Genomic DNA, 16,348 nt, shown 5'->3' on the forward strand with positions numbered 1-16,348 from the left:
TCGGAATGTCGGTCAGCTCTCGGATGACGTGGTCCCGCAGCCGCCCCTCGGCGCCGCACGTGGGGCAGAAGCCCAGCACCTGCCGCGGTGAGGCCTCGATGACCGTCACTTCCCCCTCGGCCACGCTCGCGCCGGTGATGAACACCCCGAGCTCGAGAGTGCGGCAGATGACATCAGCAACAGGGCAGCCAGCAGGGGCGCAGGAGGTAGATTCCACGGTAGGGCCTTGGGTCGAGGATGGGCGGTTTGAGCACCTCCATCTTCACCCAAGGCCCGCTCACGATCCGCCTCAGCTCGCCGTCAGCGACGACGCCCTACGCACTCTGAATCCGGAAGAGCCACTATGACGGACCAGCCGGACACCATCCTCGAGAACAAACGGGACTAGGAGAAACAAGTGTCGCGCGACCACTTCATACCGGCGGCGTTCTTGGGGAGGTTCTCCAGCGACGTGGAGCAAGCCAGTCGCAGGCGGCAACTGACAGTGATGCGGCCCGAATCTTCTCAACCGCATCGGGCCCGAGCTGAAACGATCGGCTTCGCCCACGATCTCTACGATGTCGATTTCGACACCTCCTCCAGCCAGCACGGCGCGCTTCGTCGACGCCCTGTGGGACGAGTACGAGCCCCGGCTCACTACGGCCCTGGACATGCTGACCGACGACAGATTCGACCTGGACCACTGGATCAATGTCCTCGTGCCGTTCGTCGGATCGCTGCTTGTCCGCGACATGTGGTACGGCAAGCGGCTCGCCGACGCACATCGTCGGGACAATCCAGAGCACTGGTTCGAGGGTCGCGAAGACTTCGTCTTCAGCAATGCGAGTATGAACGTGAACCGCATCGCTGGTCGCAACCGTTTCATCAGCAGGCTATTCGTCTCCGATTGGTGGTCGGCGAAACGACCCAAGACCTTTCTACCTGACCCGAAAATCGGTGGTTCGGTGTGCAGGGTGGTGCGTACGGTGTGGTGACCGGTTGCTGGGGTGGGCTGGTGGTCTCAGGCGGCGGCTTCGAGGGTGAGGCGGGAGTACACGGTGATATGCAGGGGGTCGAAGGACCTCGTGCCTCCAGCGAGGGAGGTCGGCCACAGAGAATTGGTGTTGCGCGTACCTGACATCGGCAAGGCCTCGACTAGCGTTTCCGCTGGCACCTGGGGCAGAAGGCCGCGGAACGGTTCATGAACGACTCCCGCACGATCGGCGTGCCGCACCGCGGGCACGGCAGGCCTTCCCGGCCGTAGACGTTCAGCGACCGGTCGAAGTACCCGCTGGCCCCGTTCACGTTGACGTACAGCGCATCGAAGCTGGTGCCACCGGCCGCCAGCGCGGTGCGCATCACCTCGGCTGCCGCCTGAAGCACGGCGGCCACCTGGGCGCGGGGCATCAGGTCGGTGCGCCGGTCGTAGTGCACCCGGGCACGCCAGAGTGCCTCGTCGGCGTAGATGTTGCCGATGCCCGAGACCAGGGTCTGGTCCAGCAGCGCTCGTTTGATCCCGCGGCGGCCCCGGCGCACGCGGCGGACCAGCTCGGTCCGGCCCGGGCCGTCAGGGTCGGCCAGCAGCGGGTCGAGCAGGTCGCGGCCGATGTGCGCCACCGGCGCGGGCAGCAGGTGCTCCGCCGGGCCGGCGACGGCACCCAGCCCGCCGGGCCCGCCGTCGCTGGTGGGCACCAGGTCCGCCACGGTGACGTAGCCGAAGGTGCGTTGGTCGATGAACTGGAGCTGACCGCCGTCGGCGAACGTGAGCCGCACCCGCAGGTGCGGGTTCTCCCCCGCCCTGGTGACCCGCAGCTGTCCGCTCATCCCCAGGTGCACCAGCAGTGCGTGGTCCTCTGCCTGCCCGTCCGCGCCGCGCAGCGGCAACCAGAGGAACTTCCCGCGCCGCACAGCTGCGTCCAGCGCACGCCCGGTCAGCAGCCCGATGAACTCGGCCGGGCCGCCCTCCTGGCGGCGGACCGACCGTTCCCGGAGGACCTCGACGCTGGCGATCGGGCGCCCGAGCACGTGCTCGGCCACCCCGGCGCGGATGGTCTCGACCTCAGGCAGCTCTGGCACGGTGCCAAACCAACCCGGCTCAGGCCTGCTGGTCCGCTGCGGCCCCCGGCTCCGGAAGGGGCCCGGGTGCCTCGGCCACCAGGGCGTGGTAGGCCGCCTCTGCGGCATGGGTCTCCGCGACCTTCTTCGCCGACCCCTCCCCGGAGCCCCAGACCTTCTCGCCGAGCACCAGATAGGCGGTGAAGTGCCGCTCATGGTCTGGCCCGGTGGCCTGCACGTCGTAGTGCGGCACGCCCAGGCCGCGCTCTGCGGCGACCTCCTGCACGCTGGTCTTCCAGTCCAGCCCGGCGCCCAGGCCGGCGGCGGCAGTGAGCGTCGGCCCGACCAGCCGGGTGATCAGCTCCCGGGTCGGCTCCAGCCCGTGGCACAGGTAGGCGGCACCGATCACAGCCTCCATCGTGTCCGAGAGGATGGAGTCCTTGTCCCGTCCGCCGGTGCCTTCCTCCCCGCGGCCGAGCAGCAGGTAGTCGCCCAGGTTCAGCGTGCGGGCGACCTCGGCCAGCGCCCGCTGGGAAACACTAGCCGCACGCATCTTCGCCAACGCGCCTTCGGGCAGGTCCGGATAGGTGCGGTACAGGTGCTCGGTGACCACCACGCCGAGCACGGAGTCACCGAGGAACTCCAACCGCTCGTTCGTCGGGATCCCGCCGGCCTCGTGCGCGAAGGACCGGTGGGTCAGGGCGAGCACCAGCAGCTCGGGGTCGAGGTCGATGCCGAGCGCGGCCTGCAGCGCGTCGGTGGGGCCGGCGCTCATCCGCGTCCGCCCGTCCCCGGTGCGCCGGTGCTGCCGGAGTCCTGCTCGCCATCATCCTGTGCATCGTCGGCCGCTCCGACCACGTCGCGCAACGCGCTCAGCGCGGCCCAGCGTGGGTCGAGCTGTTCGTGCGCATGACCCGGCTCAGCGTCGGCCAGGCGGATGCCGCACACCGAGCACAGCCCTGGGCAGTCCGGCCGGCACAGCGGCTGGAACGGCAGCGCCAGCACCACCGCGTCGGTGATCGTGGTCTCCAGGTCCGCGATCTCGCCGTCCAGCTCGGGCAGCTCTTCGTCGTCTTCGTCCCGCACGGTGTCCTGCTGCGTGCCGGGGTAGGCGAACAGCTCGGTGACATCCAGCGTCAGGTCCCGGCTGACCGGGTCGAGGCAGCGGACGCACTCCCCCTGCGCGGTCGCGGTCGCAGAACCCGTGACCAGTACACCGTCCATCACCGCCTCCAGCCGCAGGTCCAGGGAGATCTCCGCCCCGGCGGGCACGACGATCACCTCGTTGCCCATCGGTTCGGTCACCACCACGTCGAGCTCGACGGTGCGCATCGACCCGGGCCGGCGGCCCAGGTCGTGGGTGGAGACGCGGTAGGGGTTGGTCTCGGTCACTCCTCCTCCTCCGAGCTCCCTGAAGCCTCACGGCCGGCTGGTGCCGGTTCCGGACGGCGCCGGGCCCGCTCCTCCAGGCGGGCGCGACCGGCAGCCACCTGGGAGCTGATCGCGTTCAGGTCGATCTCGAACTGGGCAAGCTGGCGGTCGCAGTAGTCGTCGGCCTCCCGGGAGAGCGTGTCCGCAGCGGCCTGCGCCTCAGCGACGATCTCCTCGGCGCGGACCTTCGCCTGGCTCACCACCGACTCGGCAGAGACCAGCTCCTCGGCCCGCTCCTTGGCTCGCTCCACCAGGTCGCTGGCCTCCAGCCGGGCCCGGCCGAGCACGGCGTCCGCATCGGCCACCACACCCTGGGCGCGGGTGATCTGCGCCGGCAGCACCGACTTGGCGGACTCGATCAGCTCCAGCGCCTCGGCGCGGTTCACCAGCACTGAGGCGCTCATCGGCATCGACCGGGCCGAGGCGATCAGATCAGCCAGCTCGTCCAAGATCGCGACCAGCGACTCGCCCTGGGTCTCTTCGGTCATCGTGCACCATCCTTCTGCGCGCCGAACGCGGTCGAGACCGCCTCGGCCACGGGCGGGGGAACCAGATCTGTGATGTCGCCGCCGTAGCGGGCCACATCCTTGACCATCGTGGAGGACACGTGCGCCAGGGCCGCGTCCCCGATCACGAAGGCAGTCTCTACACCGGACAGGTGCCGGTTCATCAGCGCCATCGGGTGCTCGGCGTCGAAGTCGGCGCCGCCGCGCAGCCCCTTGACGATAGCGCTGGCGCCCACCTCCCGGCACAGGTCGGCCAGCAGGCCGGGCATGCGCACCACCCGTACCCCGTCCAGGTCGGCCACGGCGGCGGCGAACAGCGAGACGCGGCTCTCCGCATCCAGCAGCGGCGACTTACCGGCGTTGATGCCCACGGCCACCACCACCTCGTCGAACATGGACCGTGCGCGGCGCACCAGGTCGAGGTGCCCCAGGGTCACCGGGTCGAAGGACCCCGGGCACACAGCAATACGTGACATCACACGGCTAACGTACCCTCCTGTGCCGTCCCGCCAGGTGCCACACCCCGCCGGGAGACCGGTTTCTCGGCTAGACTCTCGCAGGTTCGCCCCTGCTCCCTACCCTGCGAAGGCCTTCATCGATGACTGCAACTGTGCCGAGCGCGCTCCTGCTCCACCTGCGAGGTGAGGACCAGGTGGCGATCGCCACCGCAGACCTCAGCGCTGGCAGCGAGGTGACCGGCCCGCACGGCCGGCTGCTGCTGCGCGCAGACGTGCCACGCGGGCACAAGGTCGCGGTCCGGGACGTGCCTGCTGGGCAGCAGGTCCTCAAGTACGGGCAGTCCATCGGCCGGGCCACCGCTGCGATCACCGCCGGCGACCACGTGCACAGCCACAACCTGGGCATGGATGCCACCGAACGGGAGCACGAGTTCGGCACCGCCCGGGTGCGCCCGGAGCTGCCGACGGACCTACCGCGCACGTTCCTCGGCTACCACCGGCCCGGCGGGAAGGTCGGCACCCGCAACTACATCGGTGTGATCACCTCGGTGAACTGCTCGGCCAGCTCGGCGAAGATGATCGCCGACCAGTTCCGGAACGTCTCGATGGCAGAGTTCCCGAACGTCGACGGTGTCATGGCGATCACCCACCAGAGCGGCTGCGGCCTCGTGCCGGACTCCGAAGGTGGGCAGATGCTGCTGCGCACGCTGCGCGGTTATGCCCAGCACCCCAACTTCGGTGGGCTGCTGGTGCTCGGCCTGGGCTGCGAGATGATCGCCGTGCAGTCCCTGGTCGAGGACCTCGACCTGGCCGAGGGCACGTACACCGAGACGATGACCATCCAGGAGCTCGGCGGTGTGCGGGCCACAGTGCGCGCCGGTGTGGCCAAGATCCGCGAGATGCTGCCGCGGGTGAACGAGGCCGAGCGGGCGCCGGCAGATGTCTCCGAGCTGGTGCTCGGGCTGAACTGCGGTGGGTCCGACGGTTATTCCGGTATCACCGCCAACCCTGCGCTCGGCCACGCCTCCGACCTGCTGGTCGCTGCCGGGGGCACGTCGGTGCTGGCCGAGACCCCGGAGGTCTACGGCGCCGAGCACCTGCTCACCCGCCGTGCGGTCTGCGAACCTGTCGGGCAGAAGCTCCTGGACCGGATCGAGTGGTGGAAGCACTACACCGCAGCCGGGGCCGGCACCCTGGACAACAACCCCTCTCCGGGGAACAAGGCCGGCGGGCTGACCACGATCCTGGAGAAGTCCCTGGGCGCAGTGGCCAAGGGTGGGCAGGCGGAGATGACGGCGGTCTACGAGTACGCCGAGCCGATCACCGACAAGGGGTTCACGTTCATGGACACCCCCGGTTACGACCCGGTGTCGGTCACCGGTCTGGTCGCAGGTGGGGCGAACGTGGTGTGCTTCACCACTGGCCGCGGATCCGTGTTCGGCTGCAAGCCCACCCCGTCGATCAAGCTGGCCACGAACACCGAGATGTACCAGCGGATGGCCGAGGACATGGACATCAACGCCGGTCGGATCGTGGATGGCACCGCCACCTTGGACGAGGTCGGCCGGGAGATCTACGAGACCATCCTGGCCGTGGCCTCCGGCAGGCAGACGGTCAGCGAGGAGCTGGACATCGGCCAGGAGGAGTTCATCCCGTGGCACGTCGGGGCCGTCACCTGAGGTCCGGAGCACAGGGGCGGTGGCGCTCAGCGCTGCAGCAGCCAGTCGACCTCGCGAGCCAGCAGCGCCCGCCGGTCGGGGCTGTCGTAGGCGGCCACATCGTGCCCGAGCGCATCGTGCACCACCCGCACACCGCCCGCTGCCCGGGCCCAGACGATCGGGTGCCGCCGGCCGTCCTCCTCCTGGTCGACCAGGACGGTCACGTCCGGTGCCACCCGCAGGTCGCAGTAGCGTTCGTCGACCACGCTGAGCTGTTCCCCCAGCCCGGCGGTGATCGGGTGCACCGCAGCGGTGACCTGCACCTGCGCGGGTGCCAGCGGCGGGTGCCAGGACGTGCCGGGGACCCAGCGGCCACCGATCAGCTGCTCCCACTGGTCGTCGTCGTAGAAGGTGTTCGAACCGGTGTGGGTGACCAGGGTGGGCAGCCCGCCGGCGGTCTGCTCCCGGGCCCAGTCCGCGAGCGCCTCGGCGCGCCGGTCCGTCTCGGTGCTGGTCACCTCGCGCGGGGTGCTGCCACCGCCGGCGTTCACCACGAGGAGCTCCACCCCGGTGCTGGGCACGTCCGCCTCCCCCAGGGTGAGCACCTCGGCGTCCAGGCCGAGCGAGACCAGCTCGGCAGCCAGCCGAGCGGATGTCCCCGCGAAGTCGTGCCACGGGTCGGCATACCTACCCGCGCCGCTGACCACCACTGCCCTCATGTCCACGATCCCTCCTGCCGACCACACTCGGTAAGCGATTACCCTAGACTGCCACGAGCCCGAGTGGCCGTCACCTCGCAACCTGAAGGAGCTCTGTGACCAGCCTGCGTATCGGCACCCGTGAGGTGGCCCGCTACTGCGACGGACAGGACATGCCCGCGCAGCTCTCCCCCCGCCCGTACCTGCACCCGGTGACCACGCTGGCCGGCGAGACGTGCACCGAAGTAGCCCCGAGCGACCACCGCCACCACTACGGGGTGAGCAACGCCGTCGTGGAGATCAACGGTTCGATGTTCTGGGGCGGCGGCAGCTACGTGCACCCGGACGGCTACCAGCTGCTGGACAACCACGGCCGGCAGGTGGGCGGCCCGGTGGACGCCACCGACCACATGATCAACCAGGAGGTGGAGTTCCTCGCCTGCGACGGCAGCCACCTGCTCACCGAGCAGCGCCGGATCACCGCCGACCTGCTGCCTGCCCGGGAGGCGTGGGCGCTGGGCTGGCACAGCCGGATGATCGCCGACGCCGGCGCGCTGACGATCGGCTCACCGGCCACCCGGGGGCGCACCGGTGCGGGGTACGGCGGCCTGTTCTGGCGTGTCTCCGGAGAGCAGGTGCCCACCACGGCCGAGGTCGACGGCGGAGGTGAGGTCCTCGGGTCGACCTCACCGTGGCTGCTGCTCGTCCAGGAGCGGCCCTCCGGGCCGGTGAGTCTGCTGCTGGCCCAGCGCGCCGGGGCGGTGCTCCCCTGGTTCGTGCGCACCACCGGATATGTGGGCGCAGGGCCGGCCGTAGCCTGGTCCTCGCACCGCCATGTGGCGGCCGGGCAGACTCTCGACCTGCACCTGACCGGGGTGCTGCTCGACCGCCGCATCGATGCCGCTGCTGCCCGCACTCTCTACACCGAGCTGGAGGACCTCTCGTGACCACCACCTTCGCCGTCGTCGGCATCCACGGATATGGCGCACAGCACCTGGCTGAGCTGGAGCGGATGCGCGCGGACGGCGTCGGCGAGGTGATCGCAGTGGCCGACCCACGGGGCGGGCAGGGCGCCCAGCACCTGCCCGAGGGCACCCCGGTACACCAGGACCTGGAGGCGCTGCTGGCCGAGGTGGTCCCGGACGTGGTGGTGATCGCCACCCCGATCCACACCCACCTGCCGCTGGCCACCAGGGCGCTGCAGGCTGGTGCGGCGGTGCTGCTGGAGAAGCCGACCACGGCGTCCCTGGCGGAGTTCGACCAGCTGCTGGAGGTCGCCGCCGAGGCCGGTCGTCCGGTGCAGGTCGGGTTCCAGAGCTTCGGCTCGGCTGCGCTGGACCGGATCGAGGAGTACGTGCGGGCCGGGGCGATCGGTGCGGTCACAGGTATCGGCGGGAAGGGCCTGTGGCGGCGCACGCGCTCCTACTACAACCGGTCCCGGTGGGCCGGCCGGCGGCACCTGGACGGCGTGGACGTCGTCGACGGGGTGGTCACCAACCCGCTCGCGCATGCCGTGGCCACGGCGTTGCGGATCGATGGCTCCACCCGCGCCGAGGACGTCGCCGAGGTGGAGGTGGACCTGTTCCGGGTGAACGAGATCGAGGCGGACGACACCTCCGCTGTGCGGATGCGCACCCGGCGCGGCACCCCGATCGCGCTCGGGCTGACCCTGGCCACCGAGTCCGAGGGCTGGGTAGCGCCGACGGTGACGGTGCGCGGTTCCGCCGGTGAGCTGGAGCTGTCCTACACCGAGGACGTGTTGACCATCCGGTCCGCCGCCGGGGAGCACACGGAGAAGCTCGGCCGCACCGGGCTGCTGCGCAACCTTGCCGACCACCTGGCCACCGGTGCCCCGCTGCTCTCCGGCCTGGCGGACACCGGTGCGTTCATGCGGGTACTGGAGGCGGTGCGCACAGCCCCCGACCCGCACCAGGTGGATGACCAGTACTTCACCCGCCACGGCGCTGGTGAGGAGGAGTACCGGGTGCTGCACGGGGTGGACTCCTGGTGCCAGAAGGTGGCCACGGAGCTGGACACATTTACCGCCCTCGGCGCCCCCTGGACCCGCTGAGGACTCGCGAACGCTCGCCTTCGCGGCGACACGCCGGGCGCAAGTCGCACTCCAGAGCGTTCGCGACCGTTCGTGCTCGCTCGAGGTCAGGGGGTGCGGGCGGAGTACAGGACCGTCTCCCCGGTGCGGCGGTCCGGCTGCACCCGCCAGGTCGCGGGCCACACCGGTGGCGAGCTGCGGACGTCGCGTTCGAGCACCACGAGCGCGTCGTCGGCCAACCAGCCAGGTTCGGCGAGCGCCGCGAGCACAGCGTCGACGTCCTCGTCGGCGTACGGCGGGTCGGCCAGCACCAGGTCGAACGGCTCGGCCGGCGGCCCGGCAGCCAGATAACGGAGCACCGGCACCGGACGCAGCTGCACCCGGTCGGCCAGCCGGGTGCTGGCCGCGTTGGCACGGCAGGCAGCCACCGCAACCCGAGCAGACTCGACCAGCGTGGCCGACGCCGCACCACGACTGACGGCTTCCAGGCCGAGGGCCCCGGATCCGGCATACAGGTCGAGCACCCGGGTGGCGTCGGTGTAGCCGAGGTGGTCCAGGTGGGAGAACAGCGCCTCCCGCACGCGTTCACTGGTGGGCCGGGTGCCCTTGGTCGGCACCTGCAGCCGGTGTCCGCCGGCGCGGCCGGCCACGATCCGGGTCACCGGCGCCCGCCGCGCTGCCGCTGCATCTCTTCACGCTGTGCCTCGGCCTGCTCGCTCATCCGCTGCATCCAGCCCTTGCCGCCGCCCTTCGGGGCGCGCGTGGCCACGGCGAGCGCGATCAGGGAGGTGCCCAGCTGCACTGCGAGCAGGATCGGGGACACCCCCAGCGCCACCACACCCACGATCATCGGCACCGCGCAGAGCACCACGATGTCCGGACCGCGGGCGAACGCCGCGATCACCCCGGGAGCCATCGGGCCGAACGGTCCGGGCACCAGCGGTTTGGACCAGTCCGGGGGCTTGCGGTAGGCGGCGCGCAGCACCCCGGCGGCGAACACCGGCCCGGTGACCAGCCCGAGCAGCACGTAGCCGAGGAGCGCCTGGTGCGCCCAGCCCCACAGTCCGAGGACCAGCACCGTCCAGGGCACCATCACCAGCAGCGGCAGCAGCACCCGGGCCCGGCGCACGTCCGCACCGGCGATCGGGAAGTGCCGGTCCAGCACTGGTGCCATCTCCGCCCGGCGGGCGCCCTCACCGGTGGCCATCGCGGTGAGGATCCCGCCCGCCAGCAGCAGGATGACGTTCATCACCACCGACCAGCCGGCCGCCACACCGAGCAGCGCCACGCAGAATCCGACGGCGATCTGGATCAGGTGCCGGGGTGTGCGGGCGAGCACGGTCGCGTCTCCCACCAGGATCGCGGTCACCGGTCCGCGGGCCCCGCGCATCGCTGCGGATCGGCGACGGGAGTCCCGGGTGGTGTTCACGTTCAACGCACGCCCCAGCTCCCGGGTGTCCATCGAGGTGACCGCACCGGAGGCGTAGGAGGCCACGGAGCCGCGGGCGCGCAGCTCCCGGCCGGAGATCAGCTCCAGGCTGTGGTCCAGCCACCAGAGCGCGCCCAGCAGCAGCACGGCCACCACTCCGGCGACCACCGGCCCCAGGTGCGCCCAGTCCACGTCGACGGGCTCGGGGCGGATGAGCACCAGGGCGACAGCCGCCACCGGACCGGCAGCGGTGAGCAGGTCCCCGACCAGCACTGCCGGTCGCATCCCCTTGGTGCTGCCAGCCCCGGCGCGCACCTGTCCCGCGGCCACGGCCAGGATCATCGCAGCACCGGCCACCACGAAGTCGACGGTGAGCCAGAGCAGGTCCGGGCCTAAGGAGCCGAACGCCAGGAACCCGACCAGCAACCCACCGACCAGTCCGGCCAGTGCGCCCAGCACGGGCAGCAGCACCAGGCGGGGGCGCAGCAGGGTGCGCCGGTCTGCGGGGGTGGTCAGCCACCACAGAGCGTGTGCCCCACCCATGCCCACGGGGCCGAGCCGACCGGCCACACCGAGCACCGCTCCGGCGACCACGAGGGCGACCACCAGAGCCAGCCAGCTCGGGTCCACGGTGGCCTGCTCCGGACCGGGGTGGATGGAGGCATTCAGGCCCTGCACCGCTCCGAGGACCATGACCACAGCGATCGTTCCGGAGAACAGCACGGAGTAGACCTCGGAGACGAGCTCACCCATGTGCCCACCGGTGTGCGCCTCGGTGGCCGCCCGGGTGAGCGTGCGCAGCTGGCGCCCGCTGGGCCAGGACTCGTCGATGTCGGTGCTGGTCACAGTGCCTCGATCGCCTCAGCGCCCTCGTCCGGTGAGACCACGCGGACGGAGTCCTCACCGAGCAGCAGCGCCTTGGTGGCCACCTCACGGACCAGCACCGGGTCGTGGGTCGCCATGATCACGCCCCCGCCGGCGTCCCGCTCGGCAGCGAGCCGTGCGGCGAGCCGGTCCCGCATACCGGAGTCCAGGCGCTGCTCCGGCTCGTCGAGGACGAGCAGCGTGCGCGGGCGCACGAACGCGGCGGCGAGCAGCAGCCGGCGACGTTGCCCGGAGGAAAGGGCGGTGGGCAGCGCGTTCTGCCGTTCGGTCAGCCCGAACGCCTCCACCTGTTCGGTCACCAGTGCGCTGACCTCCTTCATCCCGTGCCCGCGGGCGGTGAGCAGCAGGTGCTCGCGCACGGTCAGCGCGGGCAGGTAGGAGTCCTCGTCCAGCACCACCGCCACCTCGGCCCGGAACCGGCGGGAGCGTTCGTCCACCGGCACGCCGAGCACGTCGATGCTCCCACCGAGCACCTCCAGAAGCCCCGCAGCGGCGCGCAGGAAGGTGGACTTGCCGGTGCCGTTGGCGCCCACCACGGCCAGGCCCTGACCTGCGGACATGGTGACGCTGATCGGCGGGCAGACGGCGCTGGCCATCGTAGACCCGTAGCCCACGCTCACCGAGCTGGCCTTCAGCAGCGCCGCAGCAGCCTTCTTCGCCTTGCCACCCTTGGCCGAACTAGGCACGGTCCAGGAACTCCTCATGGTCGGGGTCGACGAGCTCGGTGATCGCCGTGAGCACCTCCACGTGGTGCACCAGGTTCGGGTCGGCGGTGATGAGCGCGCGAGCGTCCTGGCGTGCCTGCTCGATCAGCTCACGGTCACGCACCACCGAGAGTAGCCGCAACGAGGTACCTCTCCCGGACTGGGCGGCGCCGAGCACGTCTCCTTCACGCCGTTGGGCCAGATCCTGCTCGGCCAGCACGAAGCCGTCGGTGGTCTCGGTCATCACCTTCAGCCGCCGCACCGAGGGAGAGTCCGGGTGCGCACCGGTGACCAGCACACAGGTGCCAGGGGCACTGCCCCGGCCGATCCGACCGCGCAGCTGGTGCAGCTGGGACAGGCCGAACCGGTCCGCGTCCAGCACCACCATCACCGTGGCCTCGGGCACGTCCACACCCACCTCGATCACTGTGGTGGTGACCAGCACCGGGGTCTGCCCGGAAGCGAACGCCGCCATCGCCGCGTCCTTCTCCTCGGCGCTCAGTCGGCCGTGCAGCAGGCCCAGGGAGATGCCCCGCAGCGCTGGTTCCTTGCCCAGCCGCGCGTAGGTGTCCTCCACCGTGGCCGGCCCGCCGTCCCCTGGGACGGGTCCACCCTGCCCGGGTGCGTCCGGACCAGCAGGACCGTCCAGGTCCAGGGGAGCTGCGCCGTCGTCCTCGAGGGAGGTGGAGGTGATGCGGGGGGCGACCACGTAGGCGCGATGTCCCGCCGCGACCTGCTCGGCGATCAACGCCCAGATGCGCTGCATCCACTTCTGCTGACCGGCCGGAGCCAGGTAGGTGGTCACCCCGGAGCGGCCGGCCGGGATCTCCCGCAGGGTGGAGACCTCCACGTCCCCGAACACGGTCATCGCCACCGACCGCGGGATCGGCGTAGCGGTCAGGTAGAGCTGGTGCGGCATCGTGCGCCCCTTGGCGCGCAGGGCATCACGCTGCTCCACCCCGAACCGGTGCTGCTCGTCGATCACGGTCAGCGCCAGGTCGGCGAACTGCACCTTCTCCTCCAGCAGCGCGTGCGTGCCGATCACGATCCCGGACGCGCCGGAGGCAGCGTCGGCCAACGCCTGGCGCCGCGCCGGGCCGGTCACCGAGCCAGTCAGCAGGGTCACCTTGGTACCGCGGACGTCACCGCCGAGCATGCCGGCTTCTGCGAGCGGTCCGAGCAGGTGGCTGATCGAGCGGGCGTGCTGTGCGGCGAGCACCTCAGTGGGCGCGAGCAGCGCGGCCTGCCCGCCGGAGTCGATCACCTGGCACATCGCCCGCAACGCGACCACGGTCTTCCCGGAGCCGACCTCACCCTGCAGCAGCCGCTGCATCGGACTGCTGCCGGCCAGGTCCTCGGCGATCTCCGCACTGACCTGTTGCTGCCCGTCGGTGAGGGTGAACGGCAGCTGGGCGTCCAGCGCTGCCAGCAGCCCGTCACCGGTGCCCGGCCGAGGAGTGGCGTCCCGGGCAGCGATCTCCGCCCGCCGGCGTGCCAGCGCGGTCTGCAGCAGGAACGCCTCCTCGTAGGCGAACCGGCGGCGGGCCGCCTGCCAGTCCAGGTCGTTGGCGGGCTGGTGGATCAGGTGCAGGGCGGCCATCGTGCCAGGCAGCTCGCGGCGCTGGCGCACCTCATCCGGGAGGATGTCGGCCACCTCGCTGGGCTGCAGCGGCTCCAGCGCCAGGCGCACCATGTCGGAGATCCGCCAGGTGGGCAGCTTGGCGGTGGCCGGGTAGACCGGCACCGGCCGGGCCGCCCGACGTGCCGCCTCCTCCTCGTCCATCGCTGCCGGCAGCGGCTCGTAGTCCGGGTGGATGAGCTCCAGGTGGCCGGCGTAGAACTTCACCTGCCCGGAGAACATCGCCGAGGTGCCGGGCCGGAGCTGCTTCTTGATGTAGTCCACCATGTAGGGGCGGCGCGCGAAGAAGGTCAACGGCACCACAGTGTCACCATCGGTGATGGAGACCTTGACGACGTGCAGGCGCTTGTTCCGGGACTTGAAGTCCTCGATCCCCTTCACCTGCGCCATCACTGTGGCGTGCTCACCGGAGACCAGGTCCCGCAGCCGGGTGTACCGACCGCGGTGGAAGTACTTGCGGGGATAGTGCCGGAGCAGGTCGCGAGGGCTGTGGATGTCGAGCTGCTCGAGCCGCTTCGCGCCGCGCTCGCCCACGAGGTGCACCAGGGCGCGCTTGTCCCCGCCCCAGACCGTCCCATCCGATGTATGTGCCACCGTGATCGATGGTATCCGGGCCCACCGACACCCCGGGCAGCCCGCACTGCACGCCTGCACGCCTGTTCCGAGCAGGTCCTCCTCCGCCGGAGGGCCCCTGGGTGTGCGCTGTCTCACGCGGTACCGGCGCGGACCGGTTTGAGCCAGACGCCGGCGGTGGAGTATTCTGATGCGGTTGCCTGGCAAAGGCACTCCTCGGCCCGCCGTCTCGGCGCCCTGGCCGAGCCCGGATTCACCGCCGCTTCACCCTGTGGCGAGGACTGACCTAGAGGAGACACACCGTGGCTGCTACGTGTGACGTCTGCGGCAAGGCCCCGAGCTTCGGCCACAGCATCTCGCACTCCCACCGTCGTACGAAGCGGCGCTGGAACCCCAACATCCAGAAGGTGCGCACCGTGACCAACGGCACGCCGATGCGGCTGAACGTCTGCACCTCCTGCCTCAAGGCTGGCAAGGTCGTCCGCGCCGTCTGAGGCCCATCGCTCCACGGCGCGGCCAGCGCCGGCAGCGGAGCCGTCCACCCTCGTGGTGGGCGGCTCTTCTCGTTCGCTACCGGCCAGGCCGTTCGCTGCCCGGCCCGCCCTCGCTGCCCGCCCGGCACGAACGTGCCGGCCGACGGCACCCGCCGCTGGGCTGCTACCCGTGCACGTAGTCCACCAGCTGCTCGTTCTCCGCCTGCAGCTCATCGATCCGGTTCTTCACGATGTCCCCGATGGAGACGATCGCCAGCAGCTCGCCGTCCTCGACCACCGGCAGGTGCCGAATCCGTTTGTCGGTCATCGTCCGGGCCAGAGTCTGCAGGTCGTCCTCCACGCTGCAGGTGAGCACCTCGGTGGTCATCAGCGCGGCGACCGGCCCGTCCAGGACCTGCGCACCGTCGCTGTTTAGGTGCCGGACCACGTCCCGCTCGGTGACGATGCCGGCGATAGTGCGCCCTTCGTCGGTAGAGACCACCACTGCGCCGATGTTCCGCTCGGCGAGCAGGGTGAGCAAGTCGGTCACCGTGACCTCCGGGCGGATCGTGACCACCTCGGCTCCCTTGCGCCGGATCACCTCTGAGATACGCATGCTTCACCGTACGACACTGTGATCCGCAGCACATCCGCTCACGGTGAGAAGTGGTCCCACCCGGTGCCGGGGACGCTCGGTGCCTCACCTCCGTAGGTCACCTGGGCTGCGCCGGCGCCCACGCTGCCGATCGCTCGGAACGGCTCCGGGAGAGCTGTTCCGGCCGGGAACGTGGCGAGCAGCCCGTGGTCCTCTCCCCCGGTGAGCACCCAGGTCAGCGGGTCGGCGGCGCACAGCTTGGCCAAGTCCGCGAGCTCGGCGGTGGCACTACCGAACGCTGCAGGGTCCAGGTCCAGATGCACCCCGGAGGCCCGTGCCATCCGGCCGCTGTCGCGGAGCAGCCCATCACTGACGTCCATCATCGCCGTGGCCCCTGCGTCGGCTGCCCGCGCCCCGGCCGCCACCGGAGGCTGCGGTCGGCGGAATGCCTGCAGCGCTGCTGCCGCACCGGACACCGCGGTCGCCTGCTGCCCTGCGGCCAGCAGCGCCCAGCCGGCAGCGGACCGGCCCAGCACACCAGCGTGGGCGAGCACCTCACCAGGGCATGCGGTGCTGCGCAGCACCGGGGCGCGCCCCTGCAGGTCGCCGTGTGCCGTGACCGCCACGGTGAGCACGTCGCCGCTGGAGAGGTCACCGCCGACGGCGCCGGCTCGCCAGTGCGTGCACGCCTCACCCAGCCCGGTGGCCAGGTCGAGCACCCAGTCGACGGCGGTGCTCGCCGGGAGCACCAGAGAGGTCACCAGGGCGGTAGGCAGGGCGCCCATGGCGGCCACGTCGGCCACGTTCGCAGCCACTGCTCGCCAGCCGACGTCTGCGCCGCTGGTCCAGTCCTCGCTGAAGTGCCGACCTGCGACCAGCACATCGGTGGTGACTACGAAGGTGCCGTCAGCGGCTGACACGACCGCGGCGTCGTCCCCTGGTCCCACGAGCGTGGCGGGGCCCAGCGGGAGCAGCGGGGTGATCTGGGCGAGCAGGTCCTCCTCGGAGACGTCGCTGATGCGCACCTGCGCTCCTCCTGGTCGTGGGCTCCGGACGTGCTGAGCCTAATGGGAGTGCAGTCCTTCATCGGAGCCGAGGCTCTGGTGCCGAGCCTAGTGCGAGTCCTTCTGCTCGGTGCTCTCCTCGGGGGCGGCCTGGCTGCCCGCCGTGGCCCGACCGGCGGTCCGGGCAGGTCCGCGACGAGAGCTACCGTAG

Annotated in this window: 17 protein-coding genes; 5 read left to right on the forward strand and 12 right to left on the reverse strand. The window is 71.0% G+C overall.

Annotated features, from left to right (window positions below):
* Positions 1-557: 557 nt before the first annotated feature.
* Positions 558-974 carry a hypothetical protein gene (locus tag K338_RS0112995; RefSeq protein WP_022918604.1) on the forward strand — a complete coding sequence of 139 codons (417 nt, stop codon included), beginning with the start codon at positions 558-560 and terminating at the stop codon, positions 972-974.
* A 160-nt stretch (positions 975-1,134) separates the two neighbouring features.
* Here the strand turns inward: K338_RS0112995 and mutM are convergent, their stop codons facing one another.
* From mutM to coaD, 5 genes are read right to left on the reverse strand one after another with little or no spacing between them, the layout of a single operon-like run.
* Complete coding sequence (gene mutM, locus K338_RS0113000; protein WP_022918605.1) at positions 1,135-2,055, reverse strand: bifunctional DNA-formamidopyrimidine glycosylase/DNA-(apurinic or apyrimidinic site) lyase; 921 nt, start codon at positions 2,053-2,055, stop codon at positions 1,135-1,137.
* Positions 2,056-2,074: 19 nt separating this feature from the next.
* Positions 2,075-2,809, reverse strand: coding sequence for a ribonuclease III (gene rnc / locus K338_RS22580; RefSeq protein ID WP_022918606.1), 735 nt, complete (start codon positions 2,807-2,809; stop codon positions 2,075-2,077).
* Entirely contained in the window at positions 2,806-3,426 is a 621-nt protein-coding gene (locus K338_RS22585) for a YceD family protein (RefSeq protein ID WP_022918607.1), read from the reverse strand. Before K338_RS22585 ends, rnc begins: the two co-directional genes overlap by 4 nt.
* Positions 3,423-3,953 (reverse strand): hypothetical protein, encoded by a 531-nt coding sequence (locus K338_RS22590; RefSeq protein ID WP_022918608.1) that lies wholly within the window; start codon positions 3,951-3,953, stop codon positions 3,423-3,425. Before K338_RS22590 ends, K338_RS22585 begins: the two co-directional genes overlap by 4 nt.
* Complete coding sequence (gene coaD, locus K338_RS0113020; RefSeq protein ID WP_022918609.1) at positions 3,950-4,447, reverse strand: pantetheine-phosphate adenylyltransferase; 498 nt, start codon at positions 4,445-4,447, stop codon at positions 3,950-3,952. Before coaD ends, K338_RS22590 begins: the two co-directional genes overlap by 4 nt.
* 122 nt (positions 4,448-4,569) lie before the next feature.
* Here coaD and K338_RS0113025 point away from each other — a divergent pair, with 122 nt between their 5' ends.
* The gene (locus K338_RS0113025) at positions 4,570-6,108 is read left to right on the forward strand and encodes a UxaA family hydrolase (RefSeq protein WP_027286804.1); all 1,539 of its coding nucleotides are present in this window, start codon (positions 4,570-4,572) and stop codon (positions 6,106-6,108) included.
* 26 nt (positions 6,109-6,134) lie between these two features.
* Here K338_RS0113025 and K338_RS0113030 read toward each other — a convergent pair whose 3' ends face one another.
* Entirely contained in the window at positions 6,135-6,806 is a 672-nt protein-coding gene (locus K338_RS0113030; protein ID WP_027286805.1) for a ThuA domain-containing protein, read from the reverse strand.
* A 95-nt stretch (positions 6,807-6,901) separates the two neighbouring features.
* Here K338_RS0113030 and K338_RS22595 point away from each other — a divergent pair, with 95 nt between their 5' ends.
* A complete protein-coding gene (locus K338_RS22595) occupies positions 6,902-7,732 on the forward strand; it encodes a DUF6807 domain-containing protein (protein ID WP_022918612.1) in 831 nt (276 codons plus the stop codon).
* Entirely contained in the window at positions 7,729-8,856 is a 1,128-nt protein-coding gene (locus K338_RS0113040; protein ID WP_022918613.1) for a Gfo/Idh/MocA family protein, read from the forward strand. Before K338_RS22595 ends, K338_RS0113040 begins: the two co-directional genes overlap by 4 nt.
* Before the next feature lie 86 nt (positions 8,857-8,942).
* Here K338_RS0113040 and rsmD read toward each other — a convergent pair whose 3' ends face one another.
* Genes rsmD through K338_RS0113060 form a run of 4 tightly spaced genes read right to left on the reverse strand, consistent with a single transcriptional unit; the run spans position 8,943 to position 14,086 of the window.
* Complete coding sequence (gene rsmD / locus K338_RS0113045; protein ID WP_022918614.1) at positions 8,943-9,497, reverse strand: 16S rRNA (guanine(966)-N(2))-methyltransferase RsmD; 555 nt, start codon at positions 9,495-9,497, stop codon at positions 8,943-8,945.
* Positions 9,494-11,110: a DUF6297 family protein gene (locus tag K338_RS22600; RefSeq protein ID WP_022918615.1), complete on the reverse strand. Its 1,617-nt coding sequence runs from the start codon at positions 11,108-11,110 to the stop codon at positions 9,494-9,496. Before K338_RS22600 ends, rsmD begins: the two co-directional genes overlap by 4 nt.
* Complete coding sequence (locus K338_RS0113055; protein WP_022918616.1) at positions 11,107-11,835, reverse strand: ABC transporter ATP-binding protein; 729 nt, start codon at positions 11,833-11,835, stop codon at positions 11,107-11,109. The genes K338_RS22600 and K338_RS0113055 overlap by 4 nt, the downstream gene beginning before the upstream one ends.
* The gene (locus K338_RS0113060) at positions 11,828-14,086 is read right to left on the reverse strand and encodes an ATP-dependent DNA helicase RecG (protein ID WP_084481173.1); all 2,259 of its coding nucleotides are present in this window, start codon (positions 14,084-14,086) and stop codon (positions 11,828-11,830) included. The genes K338_RS0113055 and K338_RS0113060 overlap by 8 nt, the downstream gene beginning before the upstream one ends.
* Before the next feature lie 281 nt (positions 14,087-14,367).
* Here K338_RS0113060 and rpmB point away from each other — a divergent pair, with 281 nt between their 5' ends.
* On the forward strand, positions 14,368-14,559 hold the full coding sequence (gene rpmB / locus K338_RS25180) for a 50S ribosomal protein L28 (protein ID WP_022918618.1): 192 nt from the start codon (positions 14,368-14,370) through the stop codon (positions 14,557-14,559).
* Positions 14,560-14,722: 163 nt separating this feature from the next.
* Here rpmB and K338_RS0113070 read toward each other — a convergent pair whose 3' ends face one another.
* Together K338_RS0113070 and K338_RS0113075 are read right to left on the reverse strand one after the other, a co-directional pair.
* A complete protein-coding gene (locus K338_RS0113070; protein ID WP_022918619.1) occupies positions 14,723-15,154 on the reverse strand; it encodes a CBS domain-containing protein in 432 nt (143 codons plus the stop codon).
* 38 nt (positions 15,155-15,192) lie between these two features.
* Positions 15,193-16,158 carry a thiamine-phosphate kinase gene (locus tag K338_RS0113075; RefSeq protein ID WP_022918620.1) on the reverse strand — a complete coding sequence of 322 codons (966 nt, stop codon included), beginning with the start codon at positions 16,156-16,158 and terminating at the stop codon, positions 15,193-15,195.
* Positions 16,159-16,348: the final 190 nt, after the last annotated feature.

This window comes from Ruania albidiflava DSM 18029 (assembly GCF_000421225.1).
In the GTDB taxonomy this organism is placed as follows: domain Bacteria; phylum Actinomycetota; class Actinomycetes; order Actinomycetales; family Beutenbergiaceae; genus Ruania; species Ruania albidiflava.

Bases quoted from the DNA above. Each gene is read 5' to 3' on its own strand.
- K338_RS0112995 (WP_022918604.1), top strand. From the start codon at position 558: ATGTCGATTTCGACACCTCCTCCAGCCAGCACGGCGCGCTTCGTCGAC.
- rnc (WP_022918606.1), bottom strand. From the start codon at position 2,809: ATGAGCGCCGGCCCCACCGACGCGCTGCAGGCCGCGCTCGGCATCGAC.
- K338_RS22590 (WP_022918608.1), bottom strand. From the start codon at position 3,953: ATGACCGAAGAGACCCAGGGCGAGTCGCTGGTCGCGATCTTGGACGAG.
- coaD (WP_022918609.1), bottom strand. From the start codon at position 4,447: ATGTCACGTATTGCTGTGTGCCCGGGGTCCTTCGACCCGGTGACCCTG.
- K338_RS0113025 (WP_027286804.1), top strand. From the start codon at position 4,570: ATGACTGCAACTGTGCCGAGCGCGCTCCTGCTCCACCTGCGAGGTGAG.
- K338_RS0113030 (WP_027286805.1), bottom strand. From the start codon at position 6,806: ATGAGGGCAGTGGTGGTCAGCGGCGCGGGTAGGTATGCCGACCCGTGG.
- K338_RS0113070 (WP_022918619.1), bottom strand. From the start codon at position 15,154: ATGCGTATCTCAGAGGTGATCCGGCGCAAGGGAGCCGAGGTGGTCACG.